General features: G+C 68.2%; 18 protein-coding genes. 8 read left to right on the top strand and 10 right to left on the bottom strand.

Features of this window, described 5'->3' with window-relative positions; all coding sequences use genetic code 11:
• Positions 1-4 precede the first annotated feature (4 nt).
• Positions 5-1321: a SufS family cysteine desulfurase gene (locus E3O46_RS05495; protein ID WP_134561257.1), complete on the top strand. Its 1317-nt coding sequence runs from the start codon at positions 5-7 to the stop codon at positions 1319-1321.
• Positions 1318-1875 (top strand): Fe-S cluster assembly sulfur transfer protein SufU, encoded by a 558-nt coding sequence (sufU, locus tag E3O46_RS05490; RefSeq protein ID WP_134448934.1) that lies wholly within the window; start codon positions 1318-1320, stop codon positions 1873-1875. The genes E3O46_RS05495 and sufU overlap by 4 nt, the downstream gene beginning before the upstream one ends.
• A gap of 165 nt (positions 1876-2040) precedes the next feature.
• Here the strand turns inward: sufU and E3O46_RS05485 are convergent, their stop codons facing one another.
• The 10 genes from E3O46_RS05485 to E3O46_RS05445 form a co-directional block, all read right to left on the bottom strand.
• On the bottom strand, positions 2041-2985 hold the full coding sequence (locus E3O46_RS05485) for an N-acetylglucosamine kinase (protein ID WP_166791021.1): 945 nt from the start codon (positions 2983-2985) through the stop codon (positions 2041-2043).
• Between the two features lie 340 nt (positions 2986-3325).
• Entirely contained in the window at positions 3326-3871 is a 546-nt protein-coding gene (locus E3O46_RS05480; protein WP_134561255.1) for a hypothetical protein, read from the bottom strand.
• A gap of 907 nt (positions 3872-4778) precedes the next feature.
• Entirely contained in the window at positions 4779-5747 is a 969-nt protein-coding gene (locus E3O46_RS05475) for an acetylxylan esterase (RefSeq protein WP_134561254.1), read from the bottom strand.
• A gap of 94 nt (positions 5748-5841) precedes the next feature.
• Positions 5842-6807: a hypothetical protein gene (locus E3O46_RS05470; RefSeq protein WP_241985085.1), complete on the bottom strand. Its 966-nt coding sequence runs from the start codon at positions 6805-6807 to the stop codon at positions 5842-5844.
• On the bottom strand, positions 6804-7487 hold the full coding sequence (locus E3O46_RS05465; protein ID WP_134448939.1) for a cytochrome b N-terminal domain-containing protein: 684 nt from the start codon (positions 7485-7487) through the stop codon (positions 6804-6806). Before E3O46_RS05465 ends, E3O46_RS05470 begins: the two co-directional genes overlap by 4 nt.
• Positions 7484-7651, bottom strand: a complete 168-nt coding sequence (locus E3O46_RS18180) for a hypothetical protein (RefSeq protein ID WP_166787363.1) — start codon at positions 7649-7651, stop codon at positions 7484-7486. The genes E3O46_RS05465 and E3O46_RS18180 overlap by 4 nt, the downstream gene beginning before the upstream one ends.
• A 180-nt stretch (positions 7652-7831) precedes the next feature.
• A complete protein-coding gene (locus E3O46_RS05460) occupies positions 7832-8218 on the bottom strand; it encodes a flagellar assembly protein FliW (RefSeq protein WP_134448940.1) in 387 nt (128 codons plus the stop codon).
• Positions 8215-9168 carry a flagellar hook-associated protein FlgL gene (gene flgL, locus E3O46_RS05455; RefSeq protein WP_134561253.1) on the bottom strand — a complete coding sequence of 318 codons (954 nt, stop codon included), beginning with the start codon at positions 9166-9168 and terminating at the stop codon, positions 8215-8217. The genes E3O46_RS05460 and flgL overlap by 4 nt, the downstream gene beginning before the upstream one ends.
• A 2-nt stretch (positions 9169-9170) precedes the next feature.
• Entirely contained in the window at positions 9171-10703 is a 1533-nt protein-coding gene (gene flgK, locus E3O46_RS05450; RefSeq protein ID WP_134448942.1) for a flagellar hook-associated protein FlgK, read from the bottom strand.
• A gap of 10 nt (positions 10704-10713) precedes the next feature.
• On the bottom strand, positions 10714-11199 hold the full coding sequence (locus E3O46_RS05445; protein WP_134448943.1) for a flagellar protein FlgN: 486 nt from the start codon (positions 11197-11199) through the stop codon (positions 10714-10716).
• A 440-nt stretch (positions 11200-11639) separates the two neighbouring features.
• Between E3O46_RS05445 and E3O46_RS05440 the strand changes: the two genes are divergently transcribed.
• From E3O46_RS05440 to E3O46_RS05415, 6 genes are all read left to right on the top strand, one after another.
• A complete protein-coding gene (locus E3O46_RS05440) occupies positions 11640-12581 on the top strand; it encodes a sigma-70 family RNA polymerase sigma factor (protein WP_134561252.1) in 942 nt (313 codons plus the stop codon).
• An 85-nt stretch (positions 12582-12666) separates the two neighbouring features.
• Positions 12667-13806 (top strand): flagellin N-terminal helical domain-containing protein, encoded by a 1140-nt coding sequence (locus E3O46_RS05435; RefSeq protein WP_134561251.1) that lies wholly within the window; start codon positions 12667-12669, stop codon positions 13804-13806.
• 159 nt (positions 13807-13965) lie between these two features.
• On the top strand, positions 13966-15357 hold the full coding sequence (fliD, locus tag E3O46_RS05430) for a flagellar filament capping protein FliD (RefSeq protein ID WP_134561250.1): 1392 nt from the start codon (positions 13966-13968) through the stop codon (positions 15355-15357).
• Positions 15354-15803 carry a flagellar export chaperone FliS gene (gene fliS, locus E3O46_RS05425; protein WP_338145018.1) on the top strand — a complete coding sequence of 150 codons (450 nt, stop codon included), beginning with the start codon at positions 15354-15356 and terminating at the stop codon, positions 15801-15803. Before fliD ends, fliS begins: the two co-directional genes overlap by 4 nt.
• Positions 15796-16122 carry a hypothetical protein gene (locus tag E3O46_RS05420; RefSeq protein ID WP_134448947.1) on the top strand — a complete coding sequence of 109 codons (327 nt, stop codon included), beginning with the start codon at positions 15796-15798 and terminating at the stop codon, positions 16120-16122. Before fliS ends, E3O46_RS05420 begins: the two co-directional genes overlap by 8 nt.
• A gap of 109 nt (positions 16123-16231) precedes the next feature.
• Entirely contained in the window at positions 16232-17899 is a 1668-nt protein-coding gene (locus tag E3O46_RS05415) for an HNH endonuclease signature motif containing protein (protein WP_134561249.1), read from the top strand.
• Positions 17900-18023 lie beyond the last annotated feature (124 nt).

Raw genomic sequence — 18023 nt, 5'->3', positions numbered from 1 at the left:
GAGCATGACGCTTTCCGCCCCATCGTTCCGTCGTGCCGCCGCCGTGGCGCTGACCGAGGACGAGGTCGCTCGCATCCGCAACGACTTCCCGATCCTCGAGCAGCGCATCAACGGGCATCCGCTCAACTATCTGGACTCCGGGGCCACCTCGCAGAACCCGATCAGCGTGATGGAAGCCGAGCAGGAGTACTACGAGCAACGCAACGCGGCCGTGCACCGCGGCGCTCACACCCTCGCGTTCGCGGCGACCGAGGTCTTCGAGAGCGCCAGGGAGACCGTGGCCGCCTTCATCGGCGCGCAGCCCGACGAACTCGTCTGGACTTCGAACGCGACCGAGGGAGTCAACCTCGTCGCGTACGCGATCTCCAACGCCTCACTCGGCCTCGGCGGCCCGGATGCCGCCCGGTTCCGCATCGGGGCCGGCGACGAGATCGTCGTGACCGAGATGGAACACCACGCCAACCTGATCCCGTGGCAGCAGCTCGCCCTGCGCACCGGGGCGACCCTGCGCTTCATCCCCGTTCTCGACGATGGCACCCTCGACCTCGCGGCCGCGGCAACGATCGTCGGCCCGCGCACCCGCCTGCTCGCGTTCACCCACGCGTCCAACGTCGTCGGCACGATCAATCCCGTGGCCGAGCTCGTCGAGCTCGCCCACCGCTTCGGCGCCCTCGTGCTGCTCGACGCCTGCCAGACCGTTCCGCACCTGCCGGTCGACGTCGCCGCGCTCGACGTGGACTTCGCCGTCTTCTCCGGGCACAAGATGCTCGGCCCGACCGGCATCGGAGCGCTCTTCGGCAAGGCGGAGCTGCTCGCCGGGCTGCCGCCGTTCCTGACCGGCGGTTCGATGATCACGACCGTCGATATGGAGCACGCCGAGTTCCTCGCGCCGCCGCAGCGCTTCGAGGCAGGCACCCAGCGCATCTCGCAGGCGATCGCCCTCGCCGCCGCTGTCGACTACCTGACCGAAACCGGCATGGACCGGATCGCCCTCCGTGAGGCCGAACTCGGCCAGCGCCTCGTGGCCGGGCTCGCCGAGATCCCCGGCGTTCGGGTACTCGGCCCGGCCGCCGGCATCGACCGCATCGGCCTCGCCGCCTTCGACGTCGCCGGGGTGCATGCTCACGACGTCGGCCAGTTCCTCGACGAGGCCGGCATCGCCGTGCGGGTCGGCCATCACTGCGCCCAGCCGCTGCACCGCCGCCTCGGCATCACGGCGTCCACGCGCGCCAGCACCTACCTCTACACGACGACCGACGAGGTCGACCAGTTCCTGGCCGCCATGCACGAGGTCGCCCCCTTCTTTGGAGTGAAGCCATGAGTTCGAGCGAACTGCAGCAGCTGTACCAGCAGATCATCCTCGACCACGCCAAGTACCGGCACGGCGCGTCGTCCGAGCCGTTCGGCGTGTTCGACGCCGACGGTGCGCCGGGCCTGCGGCTCGCCGAGTCGCACCAGGTGAACACGACCTGCGGCGACGAGATCACCGTTCGCGTCGGCGTCCGCGCCGGCTCTGGTGCCGCAGCGGATGCCGCGGTGACGGATGCCGCCGGCCCTGCTCCCGTGATCGAACAGTTCGTCTGGCGGGGTGACGGCTGCTCGATCTCGATGGCGTCGGCATCCGTGCTCGCGGACACGATGACGGGACTGACCGTCTCCGAGGCGGAGGCACTCGTCACGACCTTCCGCGAGCTGCTCCGTTCGCGCGGCACGATCGAGCCCGACGAAGAGGTGCTCGGCGACGCCGCGGCCTTCGCCGGGGTCTCCAAGTACCCGGCCAGGGTCAAGTGCGCGATGCTGCCCTGGGTAGCGTTCGAGGCCGCCCTGATGCAGGTCGCCGCGGCATCCGCTGCCCCCGCGGCCCCGCTCGCCTAGCCGCGCCCGGCACGATCGGGTCGCCGTATCCCGGCTGATTCTCTCCCGCGAGAGTACGATTTTGGCCCTTAAGACCGAGTCTTAAGGGCCAAAAGTGCGCTCTCGCGGAATCTCTGGGGCGCCGTGCGAGCGGCGCGCGGCGGGAGGGGGCGGGAGGGGCGCGGGTCAGGCGCGGGAGCGCGCGACCAGGCTGAGGACGGCGCTGGTGGCGGGCAGGTTCGGCAGGAGCGCGGCGCCGTCGAGACCGTTCGCGGTGGGAAAGCGGATGTCCGCGGCCGGCCAGACCAGGCGGAGATCGCGCTCGAATCGGGTCGCGATCTCGGGTGAGCGCAGCACGCCGCCGAGCCCGCCGATCACGGGTGCGTCGACCACCGACTGGCCGACCCGTTCGAGTCCGGTGCGCACCGACAGTGCGAGCTCTGCGGACGCAGCGTCGCAGATCGCAGCGGCGACGGCATCCGTTGGCGCGAGGGCGGTGACCGAGCGCGACCAGGCCGCGATCCGGCTCACCCGGGCGGGGTCTGCCTGCAGTTCGAGGTAGACGGTTTCGAGGTTCGGGAATTCCTTCTGAACGGCATCGCGGAGGGCTGTCACCGGGCCGCGCCCGTCGTAGTCGCGCATGACCGCGTCGAGGGCGGCACGTCCGAGCCAGTAGCCGCTGCCGGCATCCGCGATCAGGTAACCCCAGCCGTCGACCCGGGCGACGGCGCCCACGCCGACCGCCAGAGTGACGACGCCGGTGCCGACGGCGATCACGGCACCGGGGGTGTCGCCGAGGGCGCCCAGGTACGAGGTCACCGAGTCGTGGGCGAGGAAGACGTCCTGCACGCCGAGCCCGTGGGTAAGGTGGCGGAGTTCGGCGGCGTCGGCGTCGGACTGCGTGAAACCGGAGATGCCGGCGCTCAGGGTACGAATGCCGAGGTCGTCGGAGAGCCCGCTTTCGGTCGCGGCGACGGCCTTGACGACATCGGCGAGCTGGGGCATCAGAGTCCGGTCGGTGCGAATGCCGGCGAAGTCGAACGTGTCGTGGCGTCCGTCGGCCGAGCGGAGCAGGGCGCGGATGCCGGTCTGGCCGGCATCAATGGTGAGGGAGCGGGATACGTCGGTCATCGCGGGGCGTCCTTGGTCGTGGGGGCGAATCGAAACTACGGTGCGACCAGCGAGGTGTCGGTGCACAGTCCCTATCATTCCGTGTTGCCGTGCCCGGAGGGCAGTCCCCGCACGGCCAGTCCCGGAGACGGACCTCGCAGACGGGCGTGCGCGCGACTCCGGGGTCGGCTAGCCTTCTGGTATCGCCGGTCCAACAGCCGGCCTCTGGGGGGAGAAATGTTGAACAACCTGACGGTCTGGCACGTGTTGATTCTCGTTGGCGGCTTCGTGGTGATGGCGGCTATCGCTGTGGCCATCATCGTCATCGCCATCCGGCTCGCGCGCCGCAAGTAGTTCGCTGTCAGCAGCCGGGGCCGGACGGGTTGGCCGTGCAGTCCTGGCCGACGAGGACCGTCGAGGCCGTGCTGACGACGACCGCGATCGGGGGCGCCGCGATCGTGAGCGTGCCCTGCACCGGACGCCACTGCTGACCGCCGGCGCGGTACTCCGCCGAGTACACGACCGACAGCACCACGGTGTGCCGGCCCGTTGACCTGAAGACGTGGCTGGTTGCGGTGTTCGAGAACTCCGGCACGCCGAGGGCGGCCCAGCTCGCGCCACCCGTCGCGGAGTCGACGGCCGCGCCGTCGCCGAGGTCCCAGTGGAACCGTGTCGGCGTGAAACGCACCTCGGCGGCGAACCCGAGCAACAGGCCCGTGCGCACATGCACGGATGCCTGGGCCAGGAAATTCGCCGGGAGCCCGGTGATCGCCCAGCCGTTGGGCTCCATGCCCTGGCCGGGTGCTGCCGCCGGGAAATTGACGAGATCACTGATGCGGACCACGAGATTCGGGTCGCAGAGCGGGCAGTTGACGGCGAACCCGTCCCGCACGAACGGCAGCCCCACAGTCGGTGTCGGGGTCGAGCCCGGAGCGCCCGCGCCACCCGTCCCGCTTGCACTACCCGTGCCGCCAGCCGTTCCCGAAGCAGCGCCTCCGGGTCCCGACCCCGAGTCGAACCCCGTCGACAAGTCCACGCCCCGGCCGTTCACGACCCCAGTGACCGGTGGTGGGGGCTCACAAGTGCCGTTGAAACTCTCCCAAGTCGAACAAAGTGATTGGTCAGTCGCGCTGAAGCTCAATCCGGTTGCCAGACCGGAGGATAGGAGTGGTATCAGCAGAAATTCGAGCCACGCCATGATTCCGATTTCTGGACGATTAGATGATGTTGCGGGGAGTCCGTAGCGAATGTGACTTCGAGGGGGTAGCGCTCGGCAACTCTCGATGGGACCGTGCTTGTTCCCAGCGCGTCGACAACGTCAGCCCCAGAATTGTCCAGGCACAAGTACGCAACGACACTGCCTGAATGCAGGTCTGCTGATTGGAGGGTCAGCGAATCGAACTGAAATTCGCCAACTCCGTGCTCACCCCGAGCCGCCAGGTCTTGAAGCGACTTAATCTCGGCCGAGAGCGCTTCGCCGGTTAGGACAGCAGCCATACGCTCAGGCGACTTCCCACCCTCGTGACCGACTGTCGTCGACAGCGCCAGATAGGCGGCGTAGGCGGTTCGCGCGGCCTCAAGGGCGTCGGCCTCTGAGGCGAAAGCGGCTGCATCCGCTGTCGGAGACGCGGACGGGCTCGCGAACGGCGCCGGCGACGACGCGCACCCGGACAGGGCGATTAGACCGGCTACGGACACGGCGGCGCACAGGGTCGTCGTCGCCAGTCGGTACCTCGCGCGGATCCGCATGCGGTCACGTTAGAACACTTGGGGACATCCCGCTCGAGTTATCCACAGGGCAAGCAGACGCGTGCTTAGAGGATGCGCTCCTCGAGCCAGGCGGCCTGCCGCAGCCAGTGGTGCCCGGATCCGCCCTCGTGCTGGTTGAACGGGTAGACCTCGATGTCCGCCTCGCCCGCGTAGTGGTTGAGGGCGGCGAAGACCGTCGACGGCGGGCAGACCGGGTCCATCAGGGCGACGGAGAAGAGGGCGGGAGCGGTCGCGCGCTTGGCGAAGTTCACGCCGTCGAAGTAGGAAAGAGTCGTGAAGGTTTGCTCGACGAGGTCGCGGTGCACCGAGAGGTACCGCACGATCTCCTGGTACGGGTCCCCGTCGGTGATCTCGACGGCCCGCTCGAAGTGGCAGAGGAACGGCACCTCGGGCATGACCCCGATGAGCCCCTCGCTGAGGCCAGCGGCCGCGAGCGCGATGCCGCCGCCCTGGCTGCCGCCGCACACCGCAACGCGGGTCGGGTCGACCCGGTCGATCGTGCGCACGGCGTCGATCGCGCGCGCGGCATCCGTGAAGACCCGGCGGTAGTAGTAGTCGTGCGGCCGCTCGATCCCGCGGGTCACGAACCCGGGGGCGGACGGCCCGGTGCCGTTCGGGTCGGGTGTCTCGCCGCCGGAGCCCCAGACGCTGCCCTGGCCCCGCGTGTCCATGAATAGGTAGGCATAGCCCGCCGTCACCCACGCGAGGTTCTCGTGCGGGAGTCCGCGGCCTCCGCCGTAGCCGTTGTACTCGACGACGGCCGGCAGCGGGCCGGTCGTGCCCGCCGGCACCAGGAACCAGGCGCGCACGGGCTGTCCCGCGAAACCGTTGAAGGTCATGTCGTAGACCTCGACCTGGCTGAGCGGGGAGTCGACCCGGGTCAAGTGCGGTTCGTCGGGAAAACGGCGGGCGTCCGCGAGGGTGTCCTCCCAGAACTCGTCGAAGTCGTCCGGCTCAGCGACGACCGGCCGGTAGTCGCGGAGCTCGGGCAGGCTGAGGTCGTAGCGGGACACGGAAAGCCTTTCGGTGAGGCACGGATGCGACCGGCCGCGCAGACACCTCGGCGACGATCGATCTCGTCCCCAGCCTAGTGTTGGCGCACTCCGCTCAACTCCGGCCCGCTGCCCGCTTCTTGTAATAATCCCGCCAGATCAGGCGGTGGATCGGAATCCACCGCGGGATGTCCCGCAGGCCAGGGATGAAGGGCACGAGCGTCAGCAGCACACTCAGCACGAGCATCAGGAGCACGACGAGCAGGTCGGCGTTGGGGGCGGAGGCGAACGGCTCGATCTGGTACCAGAAGGAGAACAGCCACAGCCACGACTGACCGGGGGTGTTCCCGGTCTCGTTCATCATGCCCCACTGGTCGCCGGTGAGATGCGCCGCGGTCGCGAGGTCACCGAAGTAGGCTCCGTCGCCGAGGAACAGGATCGTGCGGGTGTAGTCGGAGTTGTAGAACGACTCCTGGGCGTTCAGCACGCCGTCGAGGGCGCCCTGGCTTGCCATTGTGAGGAGCGCATCCGTCAGGACCGGCACCGGGCCGTAGTCGCCGGTGGCGACCTGGGCCGGGTCGCCATCGGGGGCGTTCGTGAGGGCATCCGTGTATGCGGCGGTCCAGTCGGCCTTCTCGGTGTCACTCCCGGCGTTCCACGCGTCGAGAGCGGCGCTCGGCGGAGCGTTGAGGGTCGTCAGCGGGGTGATCACGAGGTCCTGGGCCGTATCGATCGGCAGCTGCACGCCGGAGAAGCTCTGCAGGTCGAATGCCCCGATGGTCTGGGTCGCGTCGGCGGTGGTGTTGTACGGCGGGCCGTAACCGGCGGTCTCGCTCGTGCCGCCGAGCTCGGCGGTCGCGGTGGCCACGAAGTCGGCGGGCTGGGCCTGGGCCCAGGACTTGAGGGTCACGCTCGGTTCGTCGGGCGAGCCGACGATCGCCGAGAGACCGACGATCACGAGCCCGACGACGACGAGGGCGACCGTGAGTTCCTTGAAGAGGTCGTACTCGCGCACGGTGCCGCGCCACGGGCGGCGCGCGAGGCCATCCCGGTCGGAACGGGACATGGTCGGGGCGCTCATCGGGTCGCCTCCGTCCGGTCCGTGCCGCTCAGCTGGGCGTCGGTTTCCGCCGCGTCGATCGGGGGGACGACCCCGTGCATCCGCACCAGGATCACGTGCAGCGCGACGACGGCTCCGACGGCGAGGGGAAGCAATACGATGTGGAACCCGAAGATCTGGCCGAGGTTGGCCACGTTGAACCACGCGCCGATGCCGGAGGCGTTGAGCGCATCCTTGCCCTCGAAGGCGATCCACTGGGAGTCGAAGTTGGTCTGCAGCAGGTAGCCGGTGAACGCCGCGACGATCGAGACGAGGAAGGCGCCCATCCCGGTGATCCAGGTGAGGGTGCGCCCACCGCGCCAGGCGGCCATCCAGTACTTGCCCCAGAGATGCACGACCATCGTCATGAAGAAGAGCTCGACGCTCCAGAGGTGCACGCTGTTCACGAAGTGCCCGAAGTCGGAGACGTGGTACCAGGCCGGGCCGTTCAGGCTCAGCACGACGCCGGAGACCACGATGAAGACGAGCGAGACGATCGCGCCCATTCCGAAGACGTAGATCCAGGATGCGACGTAGCTCGGTTGGTCCTGCGGCAGTAGCTTGTCGGCGGGCAGGTGCTTCAGCAGCCAGCCCCTGGCCTTCCCTGTCCAGGTGTAGTACTCCTCGACCGGTTCGGTCTTCCGTTCCTCACGGATGCTCATGGCCGTTTCTTCCCGCTCGGGAACGGCAGGAAGAGGGCCAGCACGAACAGCAGGATCATCACGAGGATCACGATGAGGTTGCCGAGCTGGATCTGGAAGGCACCAAAGCCGAGATAGATGCCCGGACTGTCCTGGGCTGCAAAATAGCTGATGAGCGGATGCATTACGGCTCCATTGCTCGGGATATCGGCCAGCCGTTGGGTGAATCCGAGCGGCTATGCCCCGATGGACCTCACGCTATTCCCGTTCGGCCGGAATCGCTCATGATTGGTCGCGGAAATGCCCTGAGACTCCGTTCAGGAACGCGCACCTGAGGACGGAGCGCGCACGCCCGTACTGTGTGCTCAGGCCGCCGACGCGGCGCCGAGCTCGGCGCGGAGGGACCAGTCCTGTCCCTCGAGGATGATCTGGGCGCAGCGGCCGGTCGTCGAGTTCACGACGATCGGCGCCATCAGGTTGACGGTCGTCCCGCCTTCGCGCGGGTTGGTCACGACGAGCACGAGAGCCTCATCGGCGCCGGCAAGGTCGAGGGAGCTGGCGTGCTCGTCGGTGATGACGGGGGAGTAGTCCGGCAGATAGATCGAGGCGTCGAGCACGAAGAGCCGGGTATGCCGGTCCTCGGCGGACTGCAACGTGTACAGGCCGTCGGCTCCGGCGATCTCGGTGAGATCGAACTCGGTCAGCGGCGCGAGGCCGGGCGGTGGGGAGACGAATGTCAGGGAGGCGCTCACTGGAGGAAGTCCATCAGGGTGTGCTGCAATACCTTCGCGGTCACGGAGAGTGCAGCCTGGTAGCTGACCTCCTGGAGTTTGAGATCAAGGGCGGCCTGGGCGAGGTCCACGTCTTCGATCCCGGATCGTTGGGCCTCGAGCGTTCCGGCCTTGGTGACGAGGCCGGCGCCGGCGCTCTCGATCTGCGCCTGTCGTACGCCGTTGTCCGACTGCGCGGCGATGACCGTGGTCAGTCGGGTGTCGACGGTCGCGAGGTAGTCGCTCGCGGTCGCCGTCGGGGTCGCCCCGGCGGTTCCGGTCGTGGGGTCGAGGGCGTAGCTGATGTTGTCGATGAGAGTGAATACCGAATTCGTGTCGGGCCCGTAGATCTTCGATCCGTTGGAATCGACGCGGACGGTCGAGTCCGCGGCGACGCGGCGCTCGACGGTCGAACCAGAGGTGCCCGTGTAGGTCACCGTCGCCGGAATCGCCGGGGTCGCCCCGTTCGCCGGGATCGCCGCGGTCGTCTTGAAGGCCACGGCCTCGTCCGAGGTTCCGGCGAAGACGCTGCGACCGAGGTACTGGGTGTTCGCCTGGGTGAGCAGGTCCTGCTTGAGCCCCTGCAGCTGCGTGGCGAGGGCGCTCTTCGCGGTCTGCGAGAGCGAGCCGTTGCCGCCCTGCACGGTCAGGTCGCGCACCTGGTTCATGATGTTCGTGGTGGCGGAGAGCGCGGCATCCGCTGTCGTCAGCCAGCCGGTGCCATTGTCGACGTTGCGGGTGTACTGGGCGACCGCGGTCTGCTGGGCGCGCACCGCGAGCGAATCCGCGGCGCGCGCCGGGTCGTCTGAGGGGTTCTTCAGCGTCGTGAGCGAGGAGGCCTGCTCCTGCAGTTGGGTGAGCCTCGCGAGGTTGCTCTGCAGGCTGGTCTGTGCGGCGCGAATCTGGGTCTGGGTGGTGACACGGGAGATCATTATCAGCGGCCCACCAATCCGGTCTTGTTGATGAGCACGTCGAGCATCTCGTCGACGGCGGTCATGACGCGGGCGGCGCCCTGGTACGCGTGCTGGAACATCAGAAGGCTCACGTTCTCTTCGTCGAGGTCGACGGATGCGTTGGACAGCTGGGCCTTGACCGCTGCGGTCGACGTGATGTCGGCCAGGGACGCGCCCTGGAGCTCGGACTTCGTGGTCACCGCGAGGCGGGTCACGACATTGGACCAGTCCGCGCTCGGTGAGGTGAAGGGGAGGTTCGTCGCGGGGTCGATGGCGGTGGCCTTGCCCGCGCCCAACTGCGAGACGGCGTCGGCGATCGTGCCGGCCGAGGTCACGGTGGTGGATCCGGTTGCGGCTGCAGCGGCGGTTACCGCGGCCCCGGCTGCGGTCAGCGCCGCCGAGAGGTCGGTTGCCGTCTTCGGCAGGACGCTCAGGCCGAGGGCAGCTGCCCCGGTGGTCGAGACTGTGAAGAAATTCCCGCCGGGAGTCGACGTGGGGTTGAAGACGGCGTTGACGCTCGTGGCGAGTGACGTCGCGAAGGCGTTGTAGGTGGCCGCGACGTCGGCGAGGGTCGATCCGGTTCCCTGGCCGTTCGCGTCGATGGTCGCCGGGCCGAGCAGCGAGAGCGCTCCGGCGAGTTCGCCGCCGTCGACCGAGACGGCCGTCGGCGGGGTCTTGCCGAGATCCCTGGTCCAGACGACCTGCACGGTGCCGGCCGTTCCGGTATTGGCTCCGGTTCCCGTCATCGAGGTGGCTCCGACGGCCGTCAGGCTCTGGGCCTGATCGCCGCTGACAAGGGCGTTCCCGCCGACGAAGATGCTGACCGTGCCGTCGGTCTGTTCGGAGACGACGCCGCCGGTGAGGGCGGCGATGGTCGTGGTGAGCGCGCTGCGCTTGTCGAGGAGTTCGTTGGCGGAGCCGCCCGCCGCGACCGTCATCCGGATCTGGGAGTTGAGTCCGGCGACCTGCGTGGCCGCGGCATTCACCTCGGAGACCATCGAAGTGACGCTCGAACGCTGGGAGGACCACTCGGTCGCGACGGCCTGGTAGTTGGACGCGATCTGGCCGGCCACGGCGTTGGCCTGGCTCAGCACGACGCCGGCCGGGGCCGCGTCGCCGACGCTGTTGGAGACGTCCTGCCAGCCGGCCCAGAACTTGGAGAGGGTCGCAGACAGCCCGCTCGTGCCCGGCTCGTTGGTGGCGGCCTCCACCGCGGAGAACGAGTTGGCGCGCACCGCCGAGAAGCCCGCGGCCGCGGCCGAAGCGCGCACCTGCGCGTCGAGGCTCGCGCTGCCGAGGCGGGCGATGCCGGTCACCGAGACGCCCTGGCCGGCGCCGACTCCGGAGGAGAAGAGACCGACGCGCGTCACGGCATCCACTGACGAGGTCGTCACGCGCTGGCGGGTGTACCCCTCGGTGCCGGCGTTGGCGATGTTCTGGCCGACGACGTCGAGGCCCTGGCGGGCGGCGACGAGGCCGGTGTATGCGGTGTTGAGTCCGCCGAATGTGCTCATGGGGTTCCCGTTAGAACGACTGGTCGAAGAGGCGGGCGGGCGGGGTGGACGCATCCGCTGTGCCGCGGGCGTCGTAGGTGTTCGTGTTCACACGGATATCGGCGAGCGTCTCCTGGCTGGAGCGTGCGGCCGAGCGGAGCAGGTGTTCGTTGGCGTCGCGGAGTTCCTTGATCTGGGCGGCGAGCTCGCCGAGGGCCTTGAGGTGCGCCGTCATGATCTCGGTCCAGGGACCGACGGGGGCGTGGGCGACGAGTTCGCGGAGCGTGGCGTCTTCGTTCGTTCCCCACTCTGCGGACATGGCGGCAACTTCGACGCTGCGGGCGAGACCGGCTTCCTGCACGTGGCCGAGCACTTGCTCGACCTCGCGGGTGCCCTGCTGGAGCCAGCGGGTCTTGCCGTTCGTCAGGAGGAGCTGTTCTTCGTCGAGCTTGAAGACGAGCAGTTCGAGGAGCTCCCGCTCGCGCCACAGGAGGGCCGAGAGTTCATTGGCGCCCACGATTTCCTCCACACGATTCCGGTCGGGCCGAGGGACGCACGACCGCGTCGACTCTGGCTTCAGATGGCACTATCGGCAGGGTTTTGCCGCACGTAAGCGATCCGTGTGCCCAGACTGGCAGGTGGCGGCTGGGAATGTCCACCTAAATGAGGACAACGCTTTCCCAAAAGTGGGGGTGGCAGGGCGTGTCCGAGCAGGTAAGCGTTTCCCGGTTGGGGGGTAGTAGCCCCCCCAGAGTGGGGGTGCCGCACGGCCCGTCTCAGGGGCGGCTGATTGTATGTTTGACACGCGGACAAAACACTTTGTGTTAAAGGGGCCCCGAACCCCTGTCCGATCAGTGAATTTGTCCCAGTGCTCACCCGGTACGAAGCGAAGTAATCCTGGCCCTGCCAGAGGTCTCTCGCTCAACATCCGTTCGTGAAACACAGGGGGGCTGCGACGTGAATCGCACAGAGCGCAATCGGCTGGTCACCGACAACCTGCCCCTCGTCGGATACCTGGTTTCCGAGGTCTGGGCCAAGGCTCGGCACCTCTCGCGCGATGATCTCGCGTCTGCGGGCGCGCTCGCGCTCGTCACGAGCGCGGATGCTTTCAACCCCGACCTCGGGGTTCCCTTCGGCGCCTTCGCCCGTCGTCGCATCATCGGGGCATTCGCCGACGAGATGCGCTCCAACGACTGGGCCACCCGCACCGCCCGTCGACGCATCAAGGAAACCCGCGCCGTTCAGGAAACCCTCGCCGCCGCCCTCGGCCGTGCCGCGAGCGTCGACGAGATCGCCGCCGCACTCGGCGTCGACCGTGAGACCGCGGCAGCCGGCCTCGCCGATAGCGAGCGCACCGTGATCGCCCTCGACGACACCACTGCCGAGTACATCCCGGCGAGCACGGTGCTGCCGGGGGAGTCGCTGCTTTCCGCCGAGCGCCTCGCTTACCTGCGCGCGGCCGTGCTCGCGCTCCCGCCCAAGATGCGCGAGATCATCGAGCAGGTCTACTTCGACGACCGCCCGGTCAAGGACATCGCCGCAGACCTGGGCATCACCCACTCGGCCGTGTCCCAGCAGCGCGCGGAGGCCATCCGCCTGCTGCGCGACGGCCTCGGCACCCACTACGCCGACGATGAAGCCGACTACGTGCCGGAGTCCCGCGTGGCGCCGGCCCGCCGCAGCGCCTACCTGGCCAGGCTCGCCGATCACGCGATGCTCGGCATTGTCCAAGAGCGGATGCCCGCCGTCGCGACCGACCTTCCCCTCACGCAGCCGATCAGCTTGCCGGTGCCCTCGCGGACCGCCGCGATCGCCGCAGCGAAGTACGCCACCGCTGCGGGATCCTTCGGCGACCACGGCGCCTACCCGGCCCGGGAATCTTTCTCGCTCAACGGCTAACGCACGATCGGCCAAGGCCGATAGATCTCAGTGTCAGCCCATGGATGGGTAGACGCACCGACACCCACTCACGGAGGAATACATCATGGGTATGCAGATCAACACCAACATCGCGGCGAACAACACCTACCGCAACCTGACCGCTACACAGAACGACATGTCCAAGTCGCTCGAGAAGCTTTCCAGTGGTCTTCGCATCAACCGCGCATCGGACGACGCGGCCGGCCTCACGGTCTCCGAGGCACTCAAGTCCCAGGTCGGTGGCCTCACGGTCGCCAGCCGCAACGCCCAGGACGGCATCTCGGTCGTGCAGACGGCTGAAGGTTCCTTGAGCGAGGTGCAGTCGATTCTGCAGCGCGTTCGTGACCTCGCCGTCCAGGCCGGTAACGACTCGAACAACAAGGACTCCCGCACCGCGATCACGACCGAGGTCACTGCGCTGACCAAGGAACTGACGCGTATCGGTGACTCGACGAACTTCAACGGCACCCAGCTGCTGGACGGATCGAGCAAGGCACTGAGCTTCCAGGTCGGCGCCAACTCCGATGCCAGCAGCCAGATCAAGGTCGACCTGACGGGTGCGAACGTCAACACCATCGCAACTGCGATCGGTGCGACGAACGTTGGTTCGTCCTACACGGTCGGCGCAGCCGGCACCAACGACGTCGTGCAGTCCTTCGTCGTCACGAACCCGGACAAGTCGGTCTCGACGATCGCGACGGCGGCGCTGTCGACCGGCGGTGGTACTGCGCAGGAAGTGGCCGATGCACTCAACAAGGACACATCCTTCTCCGGCAGCTTGATTGCTACCGTCGACACCGCAGGCAAGCTCAACGTCAAGGCATTGAACGGTGGAGCGGTGGCCGTCGCGAACCCTTCCGCCGGGCTGACCGCGGGTGCCGGTGGACTTGCTGCTTCGGGTGGCCTGGACTTCAGCACCGCTGCTGGCGCTGCGGCGGCAATCAAGGTTGTCGACGCTCAGCTCACCAAGGTGTCGACCGCTCGTGCCGACCTCGGTGCGGTTCAGAACCGGTTCGAGAGCGTCGTCAAGACGCTTGCCGTCTCGACCGAGAACCTGACCGCTGCCGGATCCCGCATCCGCGACACCGACATGGCCGCTGAAATGGTCAAGTACACCCGCTCCAGCATCCTGGTGCAGGCCGGTACCGCCATGCTCGCTCAGGCGAACCAGGGCAACCAGGGCGTGCTCAAGCTCCTCCAGTAAATCGGATAGCCCAGGCAGTCGGGCAACCGACCGGTGAACTATGGCCGGCGGCGCGCGGGAGATGAACTGGACCTCATCCCTCGAACGCCGCCGGCCATTCCACGTTCCACCCGCAGCACGACCAGCAGCACAGAGTTTCACACCTAAGGAGGTGGAGGCATGACGAACGCGATCGACGGGCTCATCAGCGGCCTGGACACCACGACCCTGATCAACTCCCTGATGACCGTCGAGGCTCGTCCGCAGACGCTCCTCAAGGCATCCGTCGCCACCTCTCAAAAGCTCATCACCGCACTCCAGGGCCTCAACGGCCAGGTCGCAGCCCTCGCGACCCTCGCGACCACGGCTTCGAAGCCGGCGGCCACCGACCTCTACGCCGCTACGAGCAGTTCCACGAGCGTGACCACGGCCATTTCGACCGGGGCCAGTGCGGGCCAGATCGACGTTGTCGTCGGCGCCCTCGCCAAGACCCAGGTCGGCGTCTCCGCCGCCCTGACCGTTTGGCCGGCCAGCCCCGCGGCACTCACCGTCGTCGTGAACGGCGTCAGCACCGAAATCACCCCGGCATCCACGTCCCTTGACGATGTCGTCACCGCGGTCAATGCGGCCGGTGCCGGCGTCACCGCGACTAAGGTCGCGTCGGGCGTGGACGCGAGCGGGGCCGCGCAGTACCGCCTCCAGTTCACCGCCAGCGGCTCGGGACTGGCCGGCGCATTCTCGATCTACCAGGGCACCAAGGCTGAGGTCACGGCCAACACCGCGACGAACGTGCTCACCCAGACGGGCGCCGCCATCACGACCGCCGCGCAGGATGCGAGTCTCACTCTCTGGGCCGGCACCACGGCCGAACAGAAGATCACCTCGTCGACGAACACCTTCGCTGACCTGCTGCCCGGAGTCGCGATCACGGTCTCCGCGGTCTCAACCTCGGCCGCGACGATCAAGGTCGCTCGCGACGATGCCGCGATCAGCTCCCTCGCCTCGGGCCTTGTGAGCTCGCTCAACGGCATCTTCGCCCTCATCTCCACCCAGACCGTCGTGACGAACAGCACTAACGCGTCCGGCGCCGCCGTGATGTCGCCGGGTGTCTTCACCGGGGACAGCGGGGTTCGTGACGTGAGCCAGAAGCTGCTCACCGCGGCATCCGCCCCGATCAACGGGCACTCGCCGTCGGAGTACGGCATCAGCATCACGAAGACCGGCACGATGGAGTTCGACGCGGCGAAGTTCGCGACAGCCCTCGCCGCCGACCCGACGACGGTCAAGGCCGCCGTGCAGGAGATCGCGACCCGGGTCGCCGCTGCGGCGACCGCAGTGTCGGACAAGTACACCGGTGCGCTCACGAGCGAGATCACCGGGCAGCAGTCCTCTGTGAAGAACATGAGCACCCGGATCGACGCGTGGGACGTCAGCCTGGCCACGCGACGCTCCACCCTGCAGGCCACGTATACGGCGCTCGAGGTCTCCCTCGCCGCTCTCAAAGCGCAGTCGAGCTGGCTCACCGCCCAGGTCGCTGCGATCCCGACCACTACTACTACGAGCGCTGGATGATGATGGCAATTATGAGCATGATGGGGAGCAACGCGCAGGCCCGCCGCGCACAGTTCAACCGCGAATCGATCCTGTCCGCCACGCCGGCGCGGCTCCTGACGATGCTGTACGACCGCCTGCTTTTGGATCTCAACCGCGCGCAGGCCGCACAGCTCAACCAGGACTGGCAGGTTGCTTCGGAGAACCTGCTGCACGCTCAGGCGATCGTCTCCGAACTGTCGTCCTCCCTCAACGTCGAGGCCTGGGACGGCGCCGAAGGCCTGTTCGCGATCTACGTGTACGTGCAGAACGCGCTGATGAGCTCGAACGTGCACCGGGACGTCAACCGCACGGTGGAGTGCATCGGACTGCTCGAGCCGCTGCGTCAGACCTGGCACGAAGCCGCCGAGCAGCTTCCCGCGCAGCCGATGGCTGCCCGGGTCGGAGGAGAGCTCGGTTATGCCTAGGCCGTCGGGATCGTATGAGGAGTGGCTGCGGGTGCTCGACGAGCTCGAGCGCAGCCTCGGCAGTGGTACCCGCAATGCGGTGCTCGCGATCGAGGGGGAGCGGTTCTCGACCGGCGTGCAGTGGCGCGCGCCTGAGCACCTGGGGCAGCTTCCCGTGCAGCTCGAGGAGCGTGCCCGGTTGCTCATCGCCGGCCAGCTCGAGTTGATCCGCGAGATCGAGGATGCGCGGCGCTCCGCCGGAGCACACCTGTCCGCCGTGCGCACCATCCTCACCGCCCAGCGCGCCAACGCGTCCGTCTATCTTGACGTCACCGGCTGATCGGACTCGTTGAGCGAGGCTTCTCCTCAACAGGTGCCTGATCAGAGGGAGTTTCCACAAGCCTGAGCCATGCTCAAAGACTGTCGGCGGTCCGTCGTAACGTGGGGGCATGACCGATCTTCCCCAGCCGCCCGCTTCACTCGATCAGCCGCATGGCGACCGGGTGCAGGGCGACCCGGTGCAGAGAGGCGTGCTCGGCGGGTTGCGGTCGATGGCTCATATCGTCACCGGGCTCGGTGGCTCGTCTGCCGCTGTCGACACGTTGAGCGATGACGCGGTGCTCGAAGGGCACGCATTGATTTCGGGAGCCCGGCGGGCACTCGACACCCAGGCAGCGTGGTTCGCCGCGACACTCGCCCGGCGGTCCCGGCCCGAACTCGGCGGCCAAGGCCTTGCGGCCCGGAAGGGGTTCCGGACCCCAGAAGATCTCCTGCAGAGTATTTCTGGGTCAAGCAAGGGCGACGTGGGCAAGCTGCTCGCGGTCGGCAGGCTGCTCGCCGAGGCCGACGCCGCTGAGAAGGCCGCCCGGGAAGCCGCCGAGGCTCAGAAGTTGCTGGACGAGACTCCGTTCCTCGACGGCGTCCCACCCCTCGACGGCGCGGCCCCGGGCCTGCCGCCGGTCGACCCGCCAGTGCCTGCGGCCGCGGTGCCGCCGTGGCACGCGCCGATCGGCCGGGCCCTGCGCGAGGGCTGGCTGAGCGTCGAGAAGGCAGACTCGCTCCGGAAAGGGCTCGGCGACCTGGACCGGGCGATCACCCCGGAGAAACTCGCCACGGCCCTGGCCCGGCTCCTCGCCGAGGCGCGCACGGTGAACGCTGACCAGTTGTTCAAGCGGGCCCGGCGGGTGCGGGACGTGCTCGATGAGGCCGGCATCGCCGCCCGGGAGAAGGCCGTCTACGACGACCGGTCCCTGCGGTTCTGGCGACTCCACACCGGGCAGGTGCGCATGGTCGGGTTGTTCGCCCCGGAAGACGGCGAATACCTGATGAGTACCTACGACGCGATCACCAGCCCCCGCCGGGGCGGTGTCCGGTTCGTGGACAAGGTCCAGGCGGCCTGGTCGAAGCGGGTCCAGGACGACCCGCGCACCACAGAACAACTCACCGCGGATGCGTTCCTGGCCCTGATGAAACTCGGCGTGAAAGCCGACCCGAAACGCATCGCCGGCGGTCGCAGCCCCGCCGTCCGCATGATCACCATCCGCCCCACCAGCGCCACACCCACCGGTTTCGCGCCCACGGGAACCACACCCACCGATGCCGCGCCAACCGAGGCCCCGTCACCCACAGCCGACGCTGCGGCGAACCCCGAAACCGCGGCACCCGCGCTCCAGCCGGGGGTGATCGAGGGGACCGCGGTGACGGTCTCGGCCGAGACGGTGGAACGGAACCGGTGCGACAGCGGGCTCCTCGATGTCACCTTCGACGACCACGGCAGCGGCGTCGACCTCGGCCGGGAGCAACGCACCTTCAGCCCCTCCCAAAGGGTGGCCCTCGCTATTCGTGACGGCGGCTGCCGGTGGCCGGGCTGCGACCGGCCACCGGCCTGGACCGAGACGCATCACATCGAACACTGGAAAGACGACACCGGCGAGACCAACCTCGACCACGGCATCCTGCTCTGCCGGGCCGACCACCTGCGGCTCCACAACGAACACTGGCGCATCGCACGCGACGACACGGGCCGCTACTGGCTCACTCCGCCACCCGGTCTCGACCCCGAGCAGAGGCCCATCCTCCTCACGAGCAAGAGCGAGATACTTCGCGACGACGACTGACGGGAGCGGGCGGTCGGCGGGCCGAAACGGCCGCTGCACCCCCCTTTCGAGCCAAGCGCCTGACTCGTGGAAAGAAGACCTAACGCGGGCCCGAACCGGGCCGATAGCTAGAGACGAGCACGGA

Source organism: Cryobacterium glucosi (genome assembly GCF_004402235.1).
In the GTDB taxonomy this organism is placed as follows: Bacteria; Actinomycetota; Actinomycetes; order Actinomycetales; family Microbacteriaceae; genus Cryobacterium; species Cryobacterium glucosi.
This window is presented reverse-complemented; position numbering and strand designations above follow the sequence as displayed.